Genomic DNA, 18,124 nt, shown 5'->3' with positions numbered 1-18,124 from the left:
GCGCACGAGGCTCAACCCGACGCCGTCGGTGAGCACCCCAAGCAGCAGCTCGAGCAGGAGCGCATCGCCACAGAACGCAAGGCTGAAACCCAGCGGCTGGCCGCAGCGCGGCTCGAGCAGCAGCGTCTAACCGAGGCCAAGCGTGTCGCCCTCGAGCAGCAGCTCGAGCAGGAGCGCATCGCCACTGAGCGCCAGGCTGAAACCCAGCGGCTGGCCGCAGCGCGGCTCGAGCAGCAGCGTCTAGCCGAGGCCAAGCGTGTCGCCCTCGAGCAGCAGGCCAAGCAGGAGCGCATCGCCACAGAACGCAAGGCTGCCGCGCAGCGGCTGGCCGCAGCGCGGCTCGAGCAGCAGCGTCTAGCCGAGGCCAAGCGTGTCGCTCTAGAGCAGCAGGCCAAGCAGCAGCTCGAGCAGGAGCGCATCGCAACAGAGCGCCAGGCTGAAAACCAACGGCTGGAGCAGCAGCGTCTAGCCGAGGCCGAGCGTGTCGCCCTCGAGCAACAACTTCTCGTTGCATCGAAAAGACAGAATGACCTGGCACAATTACAGCAGCTAGCTGAGCAGCAGAAACTATCAATTGCAGCTAAGATTGAAGATGTGAAAACTCAGATCAGGTCGGCCTTACAAAAAGCCTCCACTGCTTCCCTGACTGGAAATCAGCCAAAAATATCTTTACCGGCTGAGACCCGTGGGGGTAAAAGAAATTCATCGTCCCCAGTCATTGCCATCCCAGGAATGACAGGCGTCAGAAAGCTTGCGCTTGGAAGACTTCCTCTTGACAATGCCTCAGATGTCTCGCTTGATCGTTTAATCGCTCCTGCAACCTCGAGCCCTGACCTGGAAGCATCAAACAATAATTCCTCAAGTAGCACAGCAAACCTATTTCTCCTCAAGGGAGAATTTAGGCAAGCTGCAAAGGAGTTTACGCTCGCCATGGCTACTAGGCCTGAGGATTCTCTTCTCTTTACTGGTCGTGCCAAGTCTCGGCTCATGGGTGGCGATGTTAAGGGAGCCGGCGATGATCTGGATCGGGCAATCCAGTTGAATCCTTCCGATCCCGGCAATTTTTTGGCAAGATCCCAAGTTAAGGATTTACTGGGCGATAAGCAAATGGCTCTGTTGGACCTGGACCGTGCTATCGAATTGAATCCTAAGTTTGAAGCAGCGCTTCTGAAGAGAGGGGCGCTGCGTGCTGAGCTCGGCGACAAGGAGAGTGCCGTTAAGGACTACGGGCAGGTCATTGCATATAATCCTGCCAACACCGAGGCTCTCTACGTGCGAGCGGTGCTGAAAGAGGAGTCAGGTTACAAAGCGGAAGCAGTTGCAGACCTTTCAAGAATTATTCAAGTGCTACCAAGACACGCAGCAGCTTACTACAGGCGTGCCAGGCTCAGGGATGATCAAGGCGACCCCAAAGGCGCCATTTCCGATTACGATGCATCACTAGCGATCAATTCATCACAGTCAAATGTCTACAATAATCGCGGCCTAGCCAAATCAGCCCTCAACGATCTCCAGTCAGCCATAAGGGACTTTGAAAAAGCAGTAGAACTCAGCCCAACCTATTCAGCTGCGCACAACAACCTTGGTGCAGCTAGATACAAAGCCAAGGATCTTACTGGCGCAATTGCGTCTTACTCAAAGGCTATTGAGCTCAATCCTAGCTATGCATCGGCTTACGCAAACCGGGGAATAGCGCTTGAAGCAGTGGGCAATATCCCATCAGCCTGTCGCGATTGGCGCAAAGCTGCAACCCTCGGAGATGCTGATGCTTTTGCATGGGCTGGAGCACAATGCTCTCGTTGAGCAAATTAGGATACAAGCAATTCTAAATGCTTTGAAGATGACAAATTAATACGCAGAGCGTGCGACAATTAGTACCAAGAAAATTCAATGACCATGCTTTAAATGCGAGCCGCTTGTCGCAATGCTTTGACAGAAAAAATCACTATTTTGCTGTCTCAAGAATGCGCATACACTGCTTAGCATGCCAAGATCGTGATTCAACCGAACCCATAGCAGCCGCCAGCTTCCAATCAGTACAAGCTCCCTTGATATCGCCCATCAGTTCTTTAGCGATACCGCGGTTTTGATAGGCGTCTGTATACTTTGGATTTACTCTTATTGCCGAATTGAAATCAGCTAGTGCAGCCCGAGCATTTCCCATGGCTCCAAAAGCAACGCCGCGATTTAAGTAAGCTACCGCAAAACTTTTATCTACTTCAATAGCACGATCAAAATCTTTGATGGCACCTTTCATATCACCCAAACTACCCTTGACCAGACCCCTGTTGGAATATGCAGAGACGTAACGCGGATCAAGCTCGATAGCCTTGCTATATGATGAGAGAGCATCAGATTTCAGGCCAATATCCTGCTGTGAGCGTCCAAGAAGAAAGTAGGCTTCGGCTACATTGCTATTCAGCTCGATGGCCGTGCGTGCATCCAGTAGCGCCTGTTCGGGCTGTCCGCGATTGAGTTTTAATCGTCCCTGCTTAATGATTTCGGAAATGGATGGGGACGGTGGCCCAGCGATTGCTTTGTAAGCGCCCCCAATCATGACGGTGCAGGCGATCGCTACCAAGGGTAAAATCTGCCGCGCTAAGAAACTCAGCTTAAGAATGGATCGCTTCTTCTGCAAGGATCGGCTTGACGCAAGCTTTGGGAAGTCGATCAAAAACATGCTCAAAAGTGTAACTATTTGGATTTTAACAGCCCGCGTCCCTTTAAGTGGTGTCAAATCAAGGCACGATTACCCTGATCTGAGAGCGATCAGGGGCGGATGACACCCCCTGTCACTTGCGAGGTGGATTTATGCCTCGTGGTTTTATGATTAACCCAGACGACTGACTTGCCAAGGCGTTCGCCTGGATTGGTTCGGAGTCGCTGACATTACCTGATTCTTTGCTGCCGATGTGTGAGCTGTTCCTTGATCTAGCATTGCGTGTAGTGCTCCAACAGCACCTCACCTACCTGACGCACGGCCGGGGTGTCGCTGGAGAAGCATCTTCAGCTCACGTTTGAGGATTTCTTGTTTCCGTTTGGCGAAAAGACATCAGCAGAGAATCGTTGGAATCCCAGTAATGAGATTTAGCGGGCAGCCAGCCCACAGCCTCCTCCCTCTGCTGGTCCGTAAGTCGCCGGCGGGCGAGGATTGGGTTGACCGAAGTGGTCATCAATCCTCAGTCTCGTGGTCATGGCGTTTCTCCTATCGCATGTCCACCAAACTGCGGGAATACCAGACTTACTGCGAAGCGACGAACTTGTGAAGTTTAACAACAGACCGCGAAAAATAATACCAACATCCTCGCAGCGAATATGGGACGCAGCTGACCGCCGGCTCCCCATGGGGAAGTAAGATCTACTTGAGGATAGGTGGCGCCAGCATGGGACCACCCGCAAAGCTCAACATTTCCTGTCGTGACAGAGCAAGAAGGTCACCAACAAAACCGTTTCTCAGGGGGCTTTGGGCGGAAGATATCTGGTTCATCATCCAGTTCTGGGAGGCTGCGTAAAGGTCAATACCAGCTTCACAATCAACATGTTGAACCGCTTCCTCGCAAAGCTCTAGAACTAAAAGCTGAGCCTATTTTGCGCCTATTGGCCCAAGCTCAGTCTCCTTGTCCCGAAGTCTTCAGAGATTTGGGCAACATCTACGAACGGCGGAATGACTATAGCGAGGCTGAGCGTTGGTATCAACGATGGCTTTCCACTACTCCATCCCAGGCTCATGAAAGGCTGGCGCAGGCCCTTAAAGCCGAACAATTTTCTTGGCTAGATCTTGCACTTCAGCGATATCTAGATGTTCTTGAACTTGAGCCCACTCAGCCGGAAGCCCTGCGCCGAGCAAGCTCACTTTTGCTGGAGCGGACTCGTTTCGCGGATGCGATGCCGTTACTTCTCAATAGACTTCAACAAGAACCGCAGACTGCTGAGCTTCTGATCCAGGCCAGTTGGTGTTCATTTGAACTTGGATCTGTTGATGATGCTTTTCGCATAGCCAATATGGCTAGCCCCGGGAATCCTGACAACCCAATTATTCTAACTATTCAGGCTTATGAATGCCAACGCAGAGGCAGGATAAAGAAGGCATTGGATCTTGCTCAGCGGGCCCTTTCTCGGGCCGTGGCAACCTCTCAATGGAATTTGATAAACAGGCTTTTATCAAGGCTATTCTTCCAGCAGGGATTATTAGAGACGTCCCAAGAGTGCCTCGAGGTGGCGAAGAAGGCGGAGCCATTTCGCGCAGAGATTCATAGGCTACTAGGAGAAATCCTGCTTTTGCAGAATCGCCTGCATGAGGGATTCATCGAATATCAATGGCATCCTCCTACGTCCAGTCCTTCCACTACAACAGTTCCTAAACATGGGCCCTCCCGAAATATTGCACTAATTTCTGGTTGCACGCTTGGAGACACCCTTCTGTTTTCGCGTTACGCAATATGGCTTAAAGAATTCAAAAAGATGAACGTAAGGCTGTTTGTGCCCCCTCCTCTCCTCGCACTTCTACGCATATCCCTGGGAGACAGAATTCCAGTACAAATGATGCAAGATCTAAAGCATGACTTAAAGCAGGACGAGGTCGTGTTGCCAATGCTCTCTGCTCCCGCAGTTTATGGTACTTGTCAAGAGTTTCCCGAGCTGGCTCATCCGCACTTACGCGCTGATAACGAGCTAATAGAACACTGGCGCCAGCTGCTTAATATCAAACATGGTGAGCGCCTTATTGGCATCAACTGGTGCGGATCTCCCCTTACTGCAATCACGGAATACCATAAATCAGATATTCCCTTAGATGCCTTTGCCCCCTTAGCGGAATTGCCAAAAATCCGCTTATTGTCCCTGCAAAAAGGATTTGGTACCAGACAGTTATTGACATGCAGTTTTCGTGACAGCTTTATTAACCAACAACAAAAAATTACTGCTGAGATGCGCTTTGAGCATACAGCCGCAATCATGAGCCTCTGTGATTATGTGGTTTCCGATGACAGCGGTCCAGCGCATCTTTCAGGCTGCCTTGGCGTGCCTACTATCGTTATGTTGCCCCCGTTGTGCAATTGGCGCTGGGGAGCATCTGGAGGAATTTCACCCTGGTACCAGCGCACAGTGTTGCTTCGGCGCAATGTTGATCAGGACTGGCTGGAACTTGCTGCTGAGGCCAGCAGAATTATTCAGGCTCATTGAGAATCTAGCTTGCTTGCGCCCTGCCGTTGGCAACAACGCGCGACGCCAAGGATTTTAATGCCTATTTGCGAAGCATGTGTCGACGTCATTGCGGTGCCACCCCCATCGGGGCTATGATTGCAGACAAACAGACCCTAACAGAATAAGGTGGCCACTCTCTCTGGAACCTGGTATTCGAAGAATGGAACCAATCTGGCTGATGGCGCTGTTCTTAAGCGCACAAATATTGACAAGAACGATCGCATTCGCATTGACAAGTTAGGACTCGTTTTCTATGATATAGATGGCGACTGGTCACTGGGTCCTCAAGACATCCTGATTGGGAGCCTTGTGTATAATAGCTCCCTAGCTAAGACGTCAGGCATTTTCAATCAAGACCCTGATAACCCATCATCCTTCTTTTTCGGAGCAGACACTGCTGATCAACCAAGGGGACTACTGGTAATTTTTAATGAGAAATTTCTTAAGGGACTGTCGCTTGATCCACCACTGCCTGTCATTCCGCAACCCATAAAGCCCGCCGCCTCCGTGATCAAGTCCAATCTTGAAGGCACGTTAAAATCTCAGGCTAATATTCGCGACTATATCTCAAACAATCTTGCAGAAGCTGAGACCGTACCCTCAAGCGTTTCTGTTGAGATGACGGAGGATTCGCCGCCTAATGTTGTTCTCATGGGATCAGCTGACCTTGGAGTATCTGGAAACTCTGCCGCAAATATTTTAGTTGGCAACAATGGTAGCAATACTCTTGACGGCGGACCTGGAAATGATATAATGTTGGGGGGCAAAGGCGACGACATTTATTATATAGATTCCCCCGACGATGCTGTCATCGAGCTAAGGGCTGAGGGTCGCGATACTGTCATCACAGGCATTGCCTATACACTCCCGGATCAAGTTGAGAACCTGGTGCTTGTTGGTTCTGCTACTATGGGTTCTGGCAATGCGATGGACAATGTAATTACTGGAAATGATTTAGTTAATTACCTCTACGGCCTTGCTGGCAATGATGTTCTTGATGGACGTGGTGGAGGTGATTTCCTGGTAGGCGGCATTGGCAACGATACATACATCATTGATTCATTTGAAGACAGCATTGAAGAGCGCTTCAATCAAGGAAATGATACAGCAAATATTCGCATTAATGGCTTAGGCTTGTTCAAATTGCCTAAGAATGTAGAAAACGCCATACTTGAAGACGGTATCTCTGTGTCCGTCAATGGAAATGAGCTTGCCAACAGTATCAGTGGTAATTCTCTAAATAATACGCTTTCTGGCTTGATAGGTGATGATTACCTGTCAGGGGCTGAGGGTTCGGACCGACTTATTGGTGGCTTAGGAAACGATTATCTCGATGGCGGCCTGGGGGATGATCTTCTTGAAGGAGGTCTGGGTAACGACTACTATGTCGTTGACAGCAGTTCAGATTCTGTGGTTGAGCTTATTGCTCAAGGCCAAGATCTAGTTCGGGCCACATCTGATTACATAATGCCTGCCAATATTGAGACTCTTCTTCTCGCTGGCGACGCCAATATATCGGGCACGGGCAATAGTTTAAACAATCTAATTCAAGGCAATATAGGCAATAACGTCCTCGATGGCGGCGGGGGCGTAGATACCTTGATCGGAGGTTCCGGTTCTGACGTGTTTGTCTTTTCTACTCTATCCCCATTCTCGGTTTCCAGGGCTGATCGCATATCTGATTTCACTTCCGGAGAAGATACGATTAAAATTGGTGCTAAATCCCTTGGCATTGAGTCGACCAATGGCTTTACATTTGCCTCCGTTCGGGGTTTCTCGGCATTGACCACAGCCTTACGCACGCAGACTTCTATTGTTTACGATTCTAGTACCGGCTATCTCTATTGGAACCAAAATGAAAGTCTTGCCGGCTCTGGAGAGGGTGGTATTTTTGCTGTCATTAATAAGGATAAAAGTCCGGCATTAGTAGCGAATGGGGATGTGAGCTTCTTTTGAGCACGCGAGCCCCAGCACTTGCCGGCTGAAGTACGAATGCCTGGTCGTTATCGTCTCTCAGATCTCAAGATTTTAGCTAGCTAGGGCCTCCTGTTAAAGTCAAAACCAGCATTCAGCAGGTAAAAAGCTGTCACTCCGGTTTGCCGCTGAATGATCTTCACGCTGAGGCTGACTAAAAGCTTTGGCCCGGCTTATTCGTGGGACTACAATATCTCGAAGAGGTCCTCGATCACTCCATCCTTGAGCAGTCTCACCCTGAACAATCGAGTTTACAGCATAGTGAATGCTGTTCATTACGCCAAGCCCGACAAACTCCTCAAAAGAGGGCCTACTGTTCAACTGAAATCAAGCTCTTTATCGCTGTGGACAAAAGCTACTGAAGAATGAGAATCTTGATCAGAATCAGCTAATCAATCCGTTTGTGCCCTGTATTGCTCTTGCGCTCACGTACATATCCTTTGCCAAGGAGCAGACGGAACGATTCTCACTAACCAGATCGGAGAGTGTTTGAGTACAAGCTGCTGATCCTCAATCTTTGCGAGCCATTGTCGTACTTCCCAGAATCCTGGCTACACCCATGGCTGACTTATATATTTTCCAACTAATAGCAATCAGGCGAGCATGCCAGCGTTGGCTATCTTGTTAATTCGATGATGCACCCCTAGAATATTCATTATGCGATCAGACCGTAGCCGAGAAACGCTAGTACTAGTTGCACGAAGCCTTAAGCAAGGTCATTGACACCACCCATACAAATGAAGACTATCATTACATCCGATCAAATCAGCCCATCGGAGCAAAGCAGAAGCCACACATAAGATCGACCCAAGACTTAAGGGATTGAAAAAACTTCAAAAGATTAAGACAAATACAGGACCACTAATCAAAGCTCCAGGAGGGATAATCAAGATGGATCTGTAAACTATGAGCAAGGATCTGAAGATGACGATGATGATGACGATGAAGAGACGGCGCACTGCTTGCCAAATTTATCCAACTTCCAAACCCCTTGATTATCTGACCAAATGTAGTTGTTGAAGCTTGAGGCAGGCTGAACTGCGGGGAGCGCCGTAAATCCAGTGCCCATAACGAAACCCACGCCCACAGCATTTTTTGTTAACGATTGAGAATCCGCTTGAAGCGCCTTAATATTGGCTTGATTGGTGCGGCTCATCTCTTGAAGCTGCAATTGCTCCGTTTCCGATTGTCCATTGACCAACCCACCAACAGACGACTGAGCAAAAGACGAAGAAGCTGCGCCAGCCAGGATGACGGGCACAAACCCGCACCGAAGGAGGCGAACAAAGATCTGAGTCATTTGCTTTAAACCATATAACCCTGATCATATTCGATTTCGCGGAACCTGCCAAGTTGGTCGCAAAACTTAACATGCTGTTTGTCTTAGGTTTCCGCAGATGACCGGGTGCAAGGGGCCAGGTCGACTGCACGGCAGGCATAGGGCTGCCCACTTCTGAGAAGCCTTACGGATGGAGGCGTTTGGCCACGGTGGCTTTCATTACCCCGTACAGATGCTGCCAGCGGTGGTAAGTCGCCAGAGAAACCTCCAGGGCTCGGCAGACGTCAGCAACGGCCTGGCACTGGTTCAAGAGCTGCTCAGCGGTCCGCACTTGCGGGTGATCTGCTCGGGGCTTTGGCGTTTGACTTTCATGGCGCTTCTCCTGGCAATTTCTGGCCGGTAGGGAAGCTCTGATTAGGGCTGGTTCAGTTTCTGGGGTCCACGTCATGCATGGCGACAATTAGATAGGCGCGCCCGCCTACATAGTTGACACCGGGCGGCCGAAACGATGCCACCGTGCTTCTGAAGCCGCTCCTCCCCTGGTATTGAAGGCTCTCCCTAGAGCGGTCCCCGCGGTTTACAAGATCTGCGCCCGTGCCCACCCGCCCCACTCGGGTGGAGCGCACGAAATGAAGACTCAAGCCATAGCGTTCCCGAGCAGGCAACCAGCCCCCGGCTCTGGTGGGCAGGCACCTTTAGCCAGTTGTTGTCAATGCTCGCGTTCGCAGCTGTAGTGCTCAGCATTTCCGCGCAATTGTGCGAATTCCGGGTGATCTGGATCAAGGGCCTGCCACCACCAGCGCCCATCGGAGTAACTAGCAATCCCTGCATTGTTGGTACGTGGTAATTGCAGACTGAGTTCGCGCCAGCGCAGCACCATGAAGGCTCCAGGCAATGTGTCGTCGTTGCTATTGGGGATGTCTACAGCATCCACAGACCCTTTGAAGGCGATTGCATCCAGCGAGTCGCCCTCACAGAGGAAATGCTGCGCGGCGCCACTGCTGGCATATGCGCTTGGCGCCGTCAACAGCATCAACAAGCTCAGGGCAATGGCAACAATCTCTCTGCGCAATTTCCTTTCCCTTATGGCAGTCAGGTGCGATTCACTTTGGCAGTTAATGGGCGCATCGTCATCAAACGTCGGCTTGAAGCGGCTGGCAACGGTCACGCCTCTCTGGCCAGAAGCAAGCACAAACAGAATAAGATCCGTTTTGGTGAATCAGTGAGTAGAAGTGGGATCCCCTTGTGGGCGCCTCGAAAATCAAGGGATTTGCAAGCCTCAGCAACCGTTGTATTTCAGTCAAGAAGGATTCCAGATAGGGCTCACGATGTCACCATCACCGGGCTACAGGTGGGCCATGGTAGGACATAAGCAGGCAGGGGAGTCACGTCACCAGCAGCGCGACTGGACTAGAAGACTGCGCCACTAGCGACTAGTTTCAACCTTTAGGGGCCAGAACCCAACTTATGGAGCTCCATGCAGACCTCAGTCAGCGGGCGGTGCTCGACACCAATGCTCTCAATTGGAACCAAACACCTATGGCGGGGGTGGAGCGGCGCCTACTTGATCGCAAGGGCGGCGAGGTAGCCAGGGCAACCTCGATCGTGCGCTATTCCCCAGGCAGCCACTTCGAGCGCCATCTTCATGGCGGCGGCGAAGAGATCCTGGTGCTGGAGGGCACTTTCTCAGATGAACAAGGCGACTACCCAGCCGGCACCTACCTGCGCAACCCCGCTGGCTCCAGCCATGCTCCATTCAGCGTGGTGGGCTGCACCATCCTGGTCAAGCTGCACCAGATGCACCCGGCAGATCAGCAGCAGCTGGTGATAAACACCAATAAAGAAGCCTGGCTTCCAGGACTGGTCATGGGGTTGGATGTGCTGCCGCTGCACGCCTTTGGCTCTGAACACCTAGCCCTAGTGAGATGGGCAGCGGGAACGGTGTTTCAGACCCACAGCCATCCAGGTGGGGAGGAGATTCTGGTGCTCGCAGGCGTATTCAATGACGAACATGGCACCTATCCGGCTGGCAGCTGGCTGCGCAATCCGCCCGGCAGCGTACACAGGCCATGGAGCGAATCCGGTTGCACGATCTGGGTTAAAATCGGCCATCTATCGGAGACGATGGCTCCGCAGAGCCCCCTAATGCACGAATCAAAGAGGTGACTTCCTTCCTGAGACCGGGGCAGGCACGCTGCATAACATTGCGGGTTTGATTGCTCACAGTTCAACAGAGATACTTGGCTAGAATGAAACCATCATGACCGATACGGGTAATAGATTCAAATGAGCCCGTTTCCAGCCCTACCCCTTTGGTTTACATGGGCTTTTTTATCAGCAATTTTTGCTAGCGCTTCTGCCGTACTCGGCAAAGTAGGACTTGAAAACATTGAGGCCGACCTAGCTACCCTTATCCGCACAGTGGTCGTTTCAATATTCTTGCCGTTGCTAATCATTGCAACCGGCAAATGGAGCAATCCATTTGAACTATCACAACAGACTTGGGTATTCATAACCCTTTCCGGCATAGCCAGCGGACTGTCTTCGTTCTGCTTTTTTAGGGCCTTGAAACAGGGAGATGCATCATTAGTGGTGCCCATTGACCGCCTCAGCTTGTTGTTAGTAGCTCTTATCGGATTCGCCTTTCTTGGCGAACGCCCTTCAGCTACTAGCTGGACAGGACTCCTGCTCATCGCCGGAGGAGGATTGCTGTTATCGCTAGCCGAATAGATTCCAAAATAGATGATATTACTAGCCGTAGCCCATCTTGTGAGCCACCAAACTGCAAAAATTTAACTCATCATTTCCTGATGCCCAAATACGCTGGTGACATCACAACCCAAGAGAGTGCAGCGCTACTCTTCAGCGCTTCCCTCAACTTTTCCAAAGACGTTACCCCATACATCGCCCTTAATGTCACCCCAAACGCTTCCCTCTACATTGCCATTAACATTACCTAAAACATGGCGGCCAACATTTGCACCAACATCGCGTCCGACATATCCTTCTACACTTCCTTCAACGTCTCCATGTATATCACCGCGAACACTGCCCTGAATGCTACCGGTAACGTCCCCCCAGACATTTGCATTGACTTGGAGAATACGAAGCTTGCCGTCTACAAGTCCAAAAGTGACAAGCTTATTGATTTCCTCGATCTCAGACATTCTCTTAGATACTAAGTGAGTAGTGCAGCATAGACCATGGAGAGGATTACCAAAACATTATTCACCGTGGCTACGATCCCACTGAAGCGTCAGAGTAGGCTCCTCCACGCAAGCTATTACTAGCGGATGACCAACCAGTTCAGAAGAAACGCAGGCTGATATCAAGCTCCGTAGTAGGGGATAGCGCTCCACCATCGCTGCGTATTCAGGTGAGTTGCGATAAGAGTGCTCAAGAAGCCGGTAGTCCTGATCTGGCTGCATCGCACCAGCGGGAGCGCCGTACAAAATGGAAGAAGGATCTGCCTTGTCCAGGTGCGCTTCAGGCTCGATGGGCCTGAGACCCAATTTTTCGGTTGACATGGAGATATTAAGTGGGGGCGCTCGGGGTTGCTTCAGAGCGCTCCTCTACAAAACTGGCGCAGCGCAAAGGCAATGGAGCCTGATGTCAGGGGGATCAAACAGAAGCAGCTGACTCAGTGGTTCCGCTGGAGGGGCCATAAGCCTCATTTTTAGGCAGCCAATCCATAGGCCGCGCCATCAGCCGGATCATTTATTCCCAGCTCCAGGCGCCAATCGCTAATGGACCGCTCCCAGCCCTCCTCCCACCGGGCCGCCATCAAGCAGTGGGCCTGATGGCCGATCGCCATGCCGTGAGCCACCGCCTGGGCTAGTTCCTCATAGCGCTGCAGCTGAAGGCGGAAGCTTGCTAGTTGGCCGGCGGTGGTGAGCAGCACATAGGCGGGAAAGCCGATTTGAGCGGCGGTGATCGCCAGCACGCCGCTTTCGCCTGCTGCTGAGGTGCCAAAGCCAGCCACCACATGGTGGATGTCGTGGGTGGTGGCTACCCGTTGGGTGAGCCATTGGGCCTCGCTATCAATCGGGCGCGGCCGGAAAAATTCCGGGTCGTAGTTGAGCCTGCGGATCAGCTCGGCGTAGCTGCGGCCCAAGCTCCCCACTGGAAGCTGGATCAGCCGCTCGATGTCGGGCTGCAGCGGCGGATAGCGCTGCTCGAGCATTTCTGCACCACCAGCCACCGCTTTAAAGCGCCTTATCGAATCGACCATCTGGGGGCTATCGATCATGTTGTCGAGCAGATCGGCTATCGAGTTCAGATCGCCGCCACTGCGACCTATCGCGGCAAGCAGTTTGAGGTTGTTGGCCGCCCGCAGCAGCTCACCAAACCGCGACACAAACCAATATCAACTGCCTCAAGTATGACTGATACTTTCCACCTTCACGAGCCAGTGGTGGAGCAGTGGACAAAAGGCTAAAGGATTCATACGAACACGAACCGATCAATTATATTCAACATTCGAGATCATTCCATCTCGTGAAAGATAATCTCCGTTTCCAGAGTGGCCGCTTTGCGCTAAGTCGTCCGGCCAGTAGGAACGCCAAGATGCTGGTAACGATATCCCTAGAGCTGGCCTTCTGGTGGCCTTCGCCATGATCCCTGAGGCGCTCAGGCTGGCTCCCACTCAATCTTCACCACATCTAACGGACCGCGGCCGCCGCGATTCAGCTCAGTGGCGGCTCGCAGGGCAGCTTCGTGGGTATGAAAAAGGAAGGCATCAGAAGTGCTATCAACATCGACGAGTCGCTGATCCTCGCCGGCAATGGCCAGAAATGTGCCATCGCTAAGTCGCTTCAGGGCATATCGCTCAGCCTGGGTGCAGTCCATCGGATGGGATGGATCAATCTCGGGAGCCCAAAAATGCATGGCCTCAAGCGCTTGTCCTAATACCTGACCAATCTAGCCAGGGCTGACGGTGTCGACTACGCCCGGCAGGATCATCTCAAGCACGGCGCCGCCTTCAGCATGGTTGCTGGCCTGGATCCGTCCGCCGTGGGTAACGGCGATCTGCTGCACGATCGATAAGCCCAAGCCACTGCCGATCCGTTTACTTCGGGCCCGAGATGGATCACCTCGGTAAAAGCGTTCAAACATATGGGCTAGGTCTTCTTCGCTAAGCCCGGGTCCCTGATCAGCCACGCTCAGCTGGCACCACTCACCGCGGCGATCAAGGCTGACCCGCACCACCCCACCATCGGGGCTGTAGCGCAGGGCGTTATCAAAAAGGTTGAGCAGGGCCCGGTGCAGGCGGGAATTGTCGCCGCTCAGCTGCAACTGTGCTGGTGCAACAAGCTCAAGAGCTATCTGGCGTTGATCTGCCAGCGGCCGCACGCTGGTCCATACCTGCTCCACCAGCTGGGGCAAATCCACCACCATGGCCCGTGAGGCCGTCCCGGGCAGGGTATTTTCGAGACGGGAAAGCTCAAGTAGGTCGCCCACCAGCTCCTGCAGCCGCAGCAATTCCCGCTGCAGACGCTCCACCAGTCGCGCATTCTGGCTATTTACCTGGGCAGCGAGGCTGTCGCCCACCAGCAGCAGGGCGGTGAGGGGGGTTTTCAATTCATGGGCCACATCACTAACCCAGCGCTCCTGCTGCTCGAGCTGGGCATCAAGGGAGCGGCGGCTCTGCAGTTGCACCACCAACCAGCCATCTCGTCCCGGCACCACCATGGCGTCTAGGTCATGGCCGCCGGAGTGCAATTCCAGCCGCTGGGGCCGATCCTGGCGGCGGGCGATGCGGATGCTGCTGGCTAGGTCTGGATCTGGGCAGACATCACCGAAGGGCTGGCTGAGCAACAGGCGGCCGGCATCAAGCTGCAAGATCCGCTCAGCCCTTGGGTTGATATGGCCGATCAGGCCCTGGCGATCCAGGAGGATCCAGCCAATGGCGGCGGAATCCATCCAGCTCAGCAGCTGCCGGGCTGGGGGCAGGGAGCGGTTCAGGCCAGCTCGACGCCGCCAGGAGGCCACTCCAAGGCTGATATGTGGGCTGGCAAGCACTCCTAGCCCTATCCCCAGACTCAACGCGAGCAGCAGCTCAAGGGCTCTAGCCAAAGCGATAACCAAAACCACGGACCGTAATCAGATGCACCGGGGCTGATGGACTCTCCTCCAACTTCTCCCGCAACCAGCGGATGTGCACATCAACGGTTTTGCTGTCGCCGATGTAGTCGATACCCCAGAGCTGCTCCAGCAGCTGATCGCGGCTCCAGACCTGCCTTGGATTTTGCATAAACAGCTCCAGTAATCGATATTCCTTTGGCGATAGGTTTACCTCCACTCCGTCCCGCGTTACCCGGCATTCGTCCTGGTAGATGCAGAGGTTGGCGTGCTCCAGCACCTTGGCCCGGCTGGTCTGGCTAGATGAGCGCCGCAGCAGGGCCCGGCACCTGGCCACCAACTCCCGCATGCCAAAAGGTTTGACCAGGTAGTCGTCGGCACCCACCTCGAGCCCCAGCACCCGGTCGGTTTCGGTGTCACGGGCACTTACCACCAGGATCGGCGTTTGGTTGCTGTGTTGTCGTAGCTGCCGGCAAACATCCAGCCCACCCATTCCCGGCAGCATCAAATCCAGCACCACCAGGGAAAATTGTTGGCCATCGGGCGCCTGCTGCAGCATTTGCAGGGCGTCGCGGCCATTGCCACAGGCCTGGACGCTGAACCCCTCCAGCTCCAGGGCTTCGCGAATCGTTTCGCGAATCGTTTCGTCGTCTTCGACTACGAGCAAGGAAGGCTGCATGTCGCCATTCTCGCCGGCCAGCTCAACCCCCCAGAACGTTGCTTTAACCACAGCGGTAACCCTGGCCGCGAACCGTGGTGATCAAGCTGGGTTGGGCGGGATTCTCTTCCAACTTGAGGCGCAGCCAGCGGATATGCACATCCACGGTCTTGGGATCGAGCTCCACGGCCTCGCTTTCTCCCCACACCCGAGCCAGCAGCTCATCGCGACTCCAGATGCGGCGGGGATGCTTCAAAAAGAAGTGAAGTAGTCGAAATTCCCGTGGCGACAGGCTCACCTCGGCACCATCGCGGCACACCCGGTGTTCCTCCACAAGCATGGAAACCCGGCCGCAGCGCAAGGAAAGCGAGCTTTCCGAGCCGAGTTGGTGGCGGCGCACCAGGGCACGGCAGCGGGCCAGGCATTCCGCCAGTCCAAAGGGACTGGGAAGGACGTCATCGGCGCCGTCTTCGAGGCCACGTACCCGGTCGGTCTCGGAGACTCCAGGGCATAGCAGCAGCACAGGAATCGGCGTGCGGGCCGTGCGTACCTGGCGGCACAGCTGTCGGGCAGCTTCGCCCAGGCTGCCATCCAGCACAAGCAAATCCCAGTTGAAACTTGGCCCCAACTTGGAGGTCGCCTGCTCTGCATCAGTGCAAACGGTTACTTCGTAGCCCTCATCGCCAAGCTTTTGATGCAGGCAGGTGGCTGCGGTGCAGTCGGAGTAAACGAGCAACAGCCGTATGGACGGCTGATTCATCGATGCTGGTTGCGCTGCTGGGGGAGATGGCTCACCACCAGTCGCCGCTGGCTATCGATGTGCAGCCAGCCCTCATCGCGCAGGGCGCCGAGAATCCGGGTAACGGTGACCCGGGTGGTGCTGAGGGTGCTGGCCAGCTCCTGGTGGGTGAGCTTCACCTGAAGGCGCAGACCCTGTTCACAGGGCTGGCCGTAGTCGTTAGCGAGCAACTCAAGGAACCCGCGCACCCGATCTTCGATGCGGCGCAGGCCGAGCAGGGCAAGCAGGGCCTCACTTTGGCGGTAGCGAGAGGCCATGCCCTGAAGCAGGCCCATAGCCAGATTGGGTGAGCGCTGAATTTCTTCGCAGCTGACGCAGAGCAGGTCGCTATCTACCAAGGTGTTGGCCGCATAGGCCTCAACATTGGTGAGGGGATCGCCGAAGGGCTCGTTAGGGCCGGCTAACCCAAGCAGCAACTCATCACCATGGATCGAAATCGCGGTGAGTTTCACCATGCCCCGCACAACCAGCCAAACGCTGCGCTTAAGCAGGGGCACCTGGCTTCCCGCCGCAAGGTGCACCAAACTGCGCTTCTCATAGCTGGTCTCAAGCAGATCGCGGAAGCTATCGCTGCGACCCGGCTGAAGAGAGGGCGTGAACACCATCGAGGAGCAAGCCAGTGGGCTGGCACAACGCTATGGAGCCAGCTGCGCTGCCAAGCAAAGGCTCGGTAGTCCCGGGTTTAAGACCCGGTTAGGGCGGGTGGGGGTGGGGTTGGTGGCCCCAGCAAAGCCCCCCGCAACAGCCAGAGGCTCTCGCCCTGCTGCCAGAAGAGCCAAAGCCGATCTCCATCTATTAAGGAGCGGCCATGGAGCTCAGCGAGGGCCAGGGGCGCCGCGGCGCTAGGGCTGCTGAGGCGCAGGCTGATGTCTTCGGGCAAGGTGCCCAGGCTCGCTGGTAATTCCTGCTCCTTGCCCCCATCCCATAGGGCTAGAAGGGCACGCTCTTGGCCGGGAAGCAGCCACCACTGGCGCCGCTGCAGGGCCACCAAGGCGGAGCCAGCCTCCCTAGGCCGCCCACCCATGGCCACTTGCCGGGCCAGGCGAAATGCCTCGCTGGGCTGGCGCGGCAGGTTTCCGGGATTGCTTGTAGCTGGCGGCCTGCTAGCGGCGGCAACTGGCCGGCGGCGGCCCTGCTCGCTTTGGGAGTCGCCGGTGAAAGCACCGGCGGGCAGGCTGGAGGGTGGCGGCGGCGGCAGGCCTGCCAGACCTTGCAAAGGAATCGTGGCCAGGGAGCTAGTCGTGCCCAAGCCTGAAGCCGTGCGGCTCCAGCGCAGCAAGGTGGCCGTGTCCTCTTCCAGCACGGCCCGGCGAGCGCGGCGGCCATCGCTTCCGGGCTGGGGCAGGGCCATCAGCAGCAGCAACTGGCAAATAAGGGCGGCCAGCAGGGCAGGAGCCCAGCGCCGCACCATGGACTCAGCCAGCTTTGGGTGTAGGTGCAGGAAGTTGGATTTCAAGGTGCAGTGGCAAGGAATCGAGCTGGCTGAGCAGGCGGCGGACGTCACCCCAGGGGGTGTCGGGATCGGGCACGATCCGCAAGCGATTCGCCCTGCTGCGCAGGGCCGGAGCGGCAAGCAAGCGCCGCAGCTCGGCGGCGGCAATGGGCTGGTTCCAGAGCCTCAGGCCACCGTCGGCAGCGAGGTGCAGGCTGATTACCCCCTGGGCCAACGGGCGCTGCAACCTGACCTGGGGCAGCAGCAGCAGGCCCAGGGAAAAAGCGCATAGAGCCGTTGCCAGCAGCGCATGGGAGAAGGGTTGCAGCAGCCAGGCTTGCTTCACCGCATTCCTCCCGGCCACTCCACCAGCACCGGCAAGCGGGAGTGGTGCTGCAACCAATCGAGAGAGGCGGCCACCTCAGCGCTGGCCAAGCCAGCCGAGGGCTGGAAACGCACAGCCACAACCGCGGGCGGGCGAGCCTGCAGTTGGCGAAGCAGGCCCTCATCCGCTTGGGGGGCACCGTTGAGAATCCAGCGGCCGGAGGCGGCGCGGGCCACAACCAACACATCACCGCCGCTAACGGCGGGCTCGGTGTGCACTCTCAGGTTGGCTTGCAGCACCAGGCTGGGCAGGGCAGCAACTGCCAGCAACACGGTGATGCTGGTTGCCACCAGGGGTACCAAGGCGGTTAAGAG

At 54.9% G+C, this 18,124-nt stretch carries 19 protein-coding genes; 5 read left to right on the top strand and 14 right to left on the bottom strand.

Annotation, left to right across the window (positions count from 1 at the left end; genetic code table 11):
- Positions 1 to 1,803 (top strand): tetratricopeptide repeat protein (locus C7K55_RS12345; protein WP_106633022.1); only part of this gene is annotated, 1,803 nt, incomplete at its 5' end.
- A 142-nt stretch (positions 1,804 to 1,945) separates the two neighbouring features.
- Here C7K55_RS12345 and C7K55_RS12340 read toward each other — a convergent pair.
- Entirely contained in the window at positions 1,946 to 2,680 is a 735-nt protein-coding gene (locus C7K55_RS12340; protein ID WP_106633021.1) for a tetratricopeptide repeat protein, read from the bottom strand.
- Between the two features lie 737 nt (positions 2,681 to 3,417).
- On the opposite strand from C7K55_RS12340, the gene C7K55_RS13185 reads away from it, so the two are divergent.
- Complete coding sequence (locus C7K55_RS13185; RefSeq protein ID WP_161956170.1) at positions 3,418 to 5,181, top strand: tetratricopeptide repeat protein; 1,764 nt, start codon at positions 3,418 to 3,420, stop codon at positions 5,179 to 5,181.
- 147 nt (positions 5,182 to 5,328) lie between these two features.
- Complete coding sequence (locus C7K55_RS13180) at positions 5,329 to 7,158, top strand: calcium-binding protein (protein ID WP_127432037.1); 1,830 nt, start codon at positions 5,329 to 5,331, stop codon at positions 7,156 to 7,158.
- A gap of 922 nt (positions 7,159 to 8,080) precedes the next feature.
- On the opposite strand, the gene C7K55_RS13345 is transcribed toward C7K55_RS13180, so the two are convergent.
- The 3 genes from C7K55_RS13345 to C7K55_RS12330 all read right to left on the bottom strand — a co-directional run bounded on the left by C7K55_RS13345 (position 8,081) and on the right by C7K55_RS12330 (position 9,623).
- Entirely contained in the window at positions 8,081 to 8,437 is a 357-nt protein-coding gene (locus C7K55_RS13345) for a hypothetical protein (protein WP_153062464.1), read from the bottom strand.
- Positions 8,438 to 8,639: 202 nt separating this feature from the next.
- Positions 8,640 to 8,903, bottom strand: a complete 264-nt coding sequence (locus C7K55_RS14250; RefSeq protein WP_390623287.1) for a transposase — start codon at positions 8,901 to 8,903, stop codon at positions 8,640 to 8,642.
- 261 nt (positions 8,904 to 9,164) lie between these two features.
- Positions 9,165 to 9,623 carry a hypothetical protein gene (locus C7K55_RS12330; RefSeq protein ID WP_241518357.1) on the bottom strand — a complete coding sequence of 153 codons (459 nt, stop codon included), beginning with the start codon at positions 9,621 to 9,623 and terminating at the stop codon, positions 9,165 to 9,167.
- 299 nt (positions 9,624 to 9,922) lie between these two features.
- On the opposite strand from C7K55_RS12330, the gene C7K55_RS12325 reads away from it, so the two are divergent.
- Both C7K55_RS12325 and C7K55_RS12320 read left to right on the top strand, forming a co-directional pair.
- The gene (locus C7K55_RS12325; RefSeq protein WP_106633019.1) at positions 9,923 to 10,621 is read left to right on the top strand and encodes a cupin domain-containing protein; all 699 of its coding nucleotides are present in this window, start codon (positions 9,923 to 9,925) and stop codon (positions 10,619 to 10,621) included.
- Between the two features lie 120 nt (positions 10,622 to 10,741).
- Positions 10,742 to 11,185: an EamA family transporter gene (locus C7K55_RS12320; RefSeq protein WP_106633018.1), complete on the top strand. Its 444-nt coding sequence runs from the start codon at positions 10,742 to 10,744 to the stop codon at positions 11,183 to 11,185.
- Positions 11,186 to 11,310: 125 nt separating this feature from the next.
- Here C7K55_RS12320 and C7K55_RS13340 read toward each other — a convergent pair whose 3' ends face one another.
- From C7K55_RS13340 to C7K55_RS12265, 10 genes are all read right to left on the bottom strand, one after another.
- Positions 11,311 to 11,622 (bottom strand): hypothetical protein, encoded by a 312-nt coding sequence (locus C7K55_RS13340; RefSeq protein WP_127432035.1) that lies wholly within the window; start codon positions 11,620 to 11,622, stop codon positions 11,311 to 11,313.
- Between the two features lie 509 nt (positions 11,623 to 12,131).
- Positions 12,132 to 12,812, bottom strand: a complete 681-nt coding sequence (locus C7K55_RS12305; protein ID WP_193486327.1) for a Coq4 family protein — start codon at positions 12,810 to 12,812, stop codon at positions 12,132 to 12,134.
- 272 nt (positions 12,813 to 13,084) lie between these two features.
- Positions 13,085 to 13,342 (bottom strand): hypothetical protein, encoded by a 258-nt coding sequence (locus tag C7K55_RS12300; protein WP_106633015.1) that lies wholly within the window; start codon positions 13,340 to 13,342, stop codon positions 13,085 to 13,087.
- A gap of 33 nt (positions 13,343 to 13,375) precedes the next feature.
- Positions 13,376 to 14,476, bottom strand: a complete 1,101-nt coding sequence (locus tag C7K55_RS12295) for a sensor histidine kinase (protein WP_241518356.1) — start codon at positions 14,474 to 14,476, stop codon at positions 13,376 to 13,378.
- A 46-nt stretch (positions 14,477 to 14,522) separates the two neighbouring features.
- Positions 14,523 to 15,215, bottom strand: coding sequence for a response regulator transcription factor (locus tag C7K55_RS12290; RefSeq protein ID WP_106633028.1), 693 nt, complete (start codon positions 15,213 to 15,215; stop codon positions 14,523 to 14,525).
- 43 nt (positions 15,216 to 15,258) lie between these two features.
- On the bottom strand, positions 15,259 to 15,954 hold the full coding sequence (locus tag C7K55_RS12285; RefSeq protein ID WP_106633014.1) for a winged helix-turn-helix domain-containing protein: 696 nt from the start codon (positions 15,952 to 15,954) through the stop codon (positions 15,259 to 15,261).
- The gene (gene ptrA, locus C7K55_RS12280; protein WP_106633013.1) at positions 15,951 to 16,598 is read right to left on the bottom strand and encodes a Crp/Fnr family transcriptional regulator PtrA; all 648 of its coding nucleotides are present in this window, start codon (positions 16,596 to 16,598) and stop codon (positions 15,951 to 15,953) included. The genes C7K55_RS12285 and ptrA overlap by 4 nt, the downstream gene beginning before the upstream one ends.
- A gap of 77 nt (positions 16,599 to 16,675) precedes the next feature.
- Positions 16,676 to 17,404, bottom strand: coding sequence for a hypothetical protein (locus C7K55_RS12275; RefSeq protein WP_106633012.1), 729 nt, complete (start codon positions 17,402 to 17,404; stop codon positions 16,676 to 16,678).
- Between the two features lie 4 nt (positions 17,405 to 17,408).
- Positions 17,409 to 17,771, bottom strand: a complete 363-nt coding sequence (locus C7K55_RS12270; protein ID WP_106633011.1) for an ExbD/TolR family protein — start codon at positions 17,769 to 17,771, stop codon at positions 17,409 to 17,411.
- On the bottom strand, positions 17,768 to 18,100 hold the full coding sequence (locus C7K55_RS12265) for a hypothetical protein (protein ID WP_127432034.1): 333 nt from the start codon (positions 18,098 to 18,100) through the stop codon (positions 17,768 to 17,770). Before C7K55_RS12265 ends, C7K55_RS12270 begins: the two co-directional genes overlap by 4 nt.
- Positions 18,101 to 18,124 lie beyond the last annotated feature (24 nt).

The sequence above is a fragment of the Cyanobium usitatum str. Tous genome (genome assembly GCF_003011885.1).
GTDB lineage: Bacteria > Cyanobacteriota > Cyanobacteriia > PCC-6307 > Cyanobiaceae > Cyanobium_A > Cyanobium_A usitatum.
The sequence above is the reverse complement of the archived record's forward strand: the minus strand, read 5'-3'. Positions and strand labels throughout refer to the sequence as shown.

Excerpts from the sequence above, each read along its gene's own strand:
- C7K55_RS12340 (WP_106633021.1), bottom strand. The coding sequence starts at position 2,680 with ATGTTTTTGATCGACTTCCCAAAGCTTGCGTCAAGCCGATCCTTGCAG.
- C7K55_RS14250 (WP_390623287.1), bottom strand. The coding sequence starts at position 8,903 with ATGACGTGGACCCCAGAAACTGAACCAGCCCTAATCAGAGCTTCCCTA.
- C7K55_RS12325 (WP_106633019.1), top strand. The coding sequence starts at position 9,923 with ATGGAGCTCCATGCAGACCTCAGTCAGCGGGCGGTGCTCGACACCAAT.
- C7K55_RS12320 (WP_106633018.1), top strand. The coding sequence starts at position 10,742 with ATGAGCCCGTTTCCAGCCCTACCCCTTTGGTTTACATGGGCTTTTTTA.
- C7K55_RS13340 (WP_127432035.1), bottom strand. The coding sequence starts at position 11,622 with ATGTCTGAGATCGAGGAAATCAATAAGCTTGTCACTTTTGGACTTGTA.
- C7K55_RS12300 (WP_106633015.1), bottom strand. The coding sequence starts at position 13,342 with ATGCATTTTTGGGCTCCCGAGATTGATCCATCCCATCCGATGGACTGC.
- C7K55_RS12290 (WP_106633028.1), bottom strand. The coding sequence starts at position 15,215 with ATGCAGCCTTCCTTGCTCGTAGTCGAAGACGACGAAACGATTCGCGAA.
- C7K55_RS12285 (WP_106633014.1), bottom strand. The coding sequence starts at position 15,954 with ATGAATCAGCCGTCCATACGGCTGTTGCTCGTTTACTCCGACTGCACC.
- ptrA (WP_106633013.1), bottom strand. The coding sequence starts at position 16,598 with ATGGTGTTCACGCCCTCTCTTCAGCCGGGTCGCAGCGATAGCTTCCGC.
- C7K55_RS12275 (WP_106633012.1), bottom strand. The coding sequence starts at position 17,404 with ATGGTGCGGCGCTGGGCTCCTGCCCTGCTGGCCGCCCTTATTTGCCAG.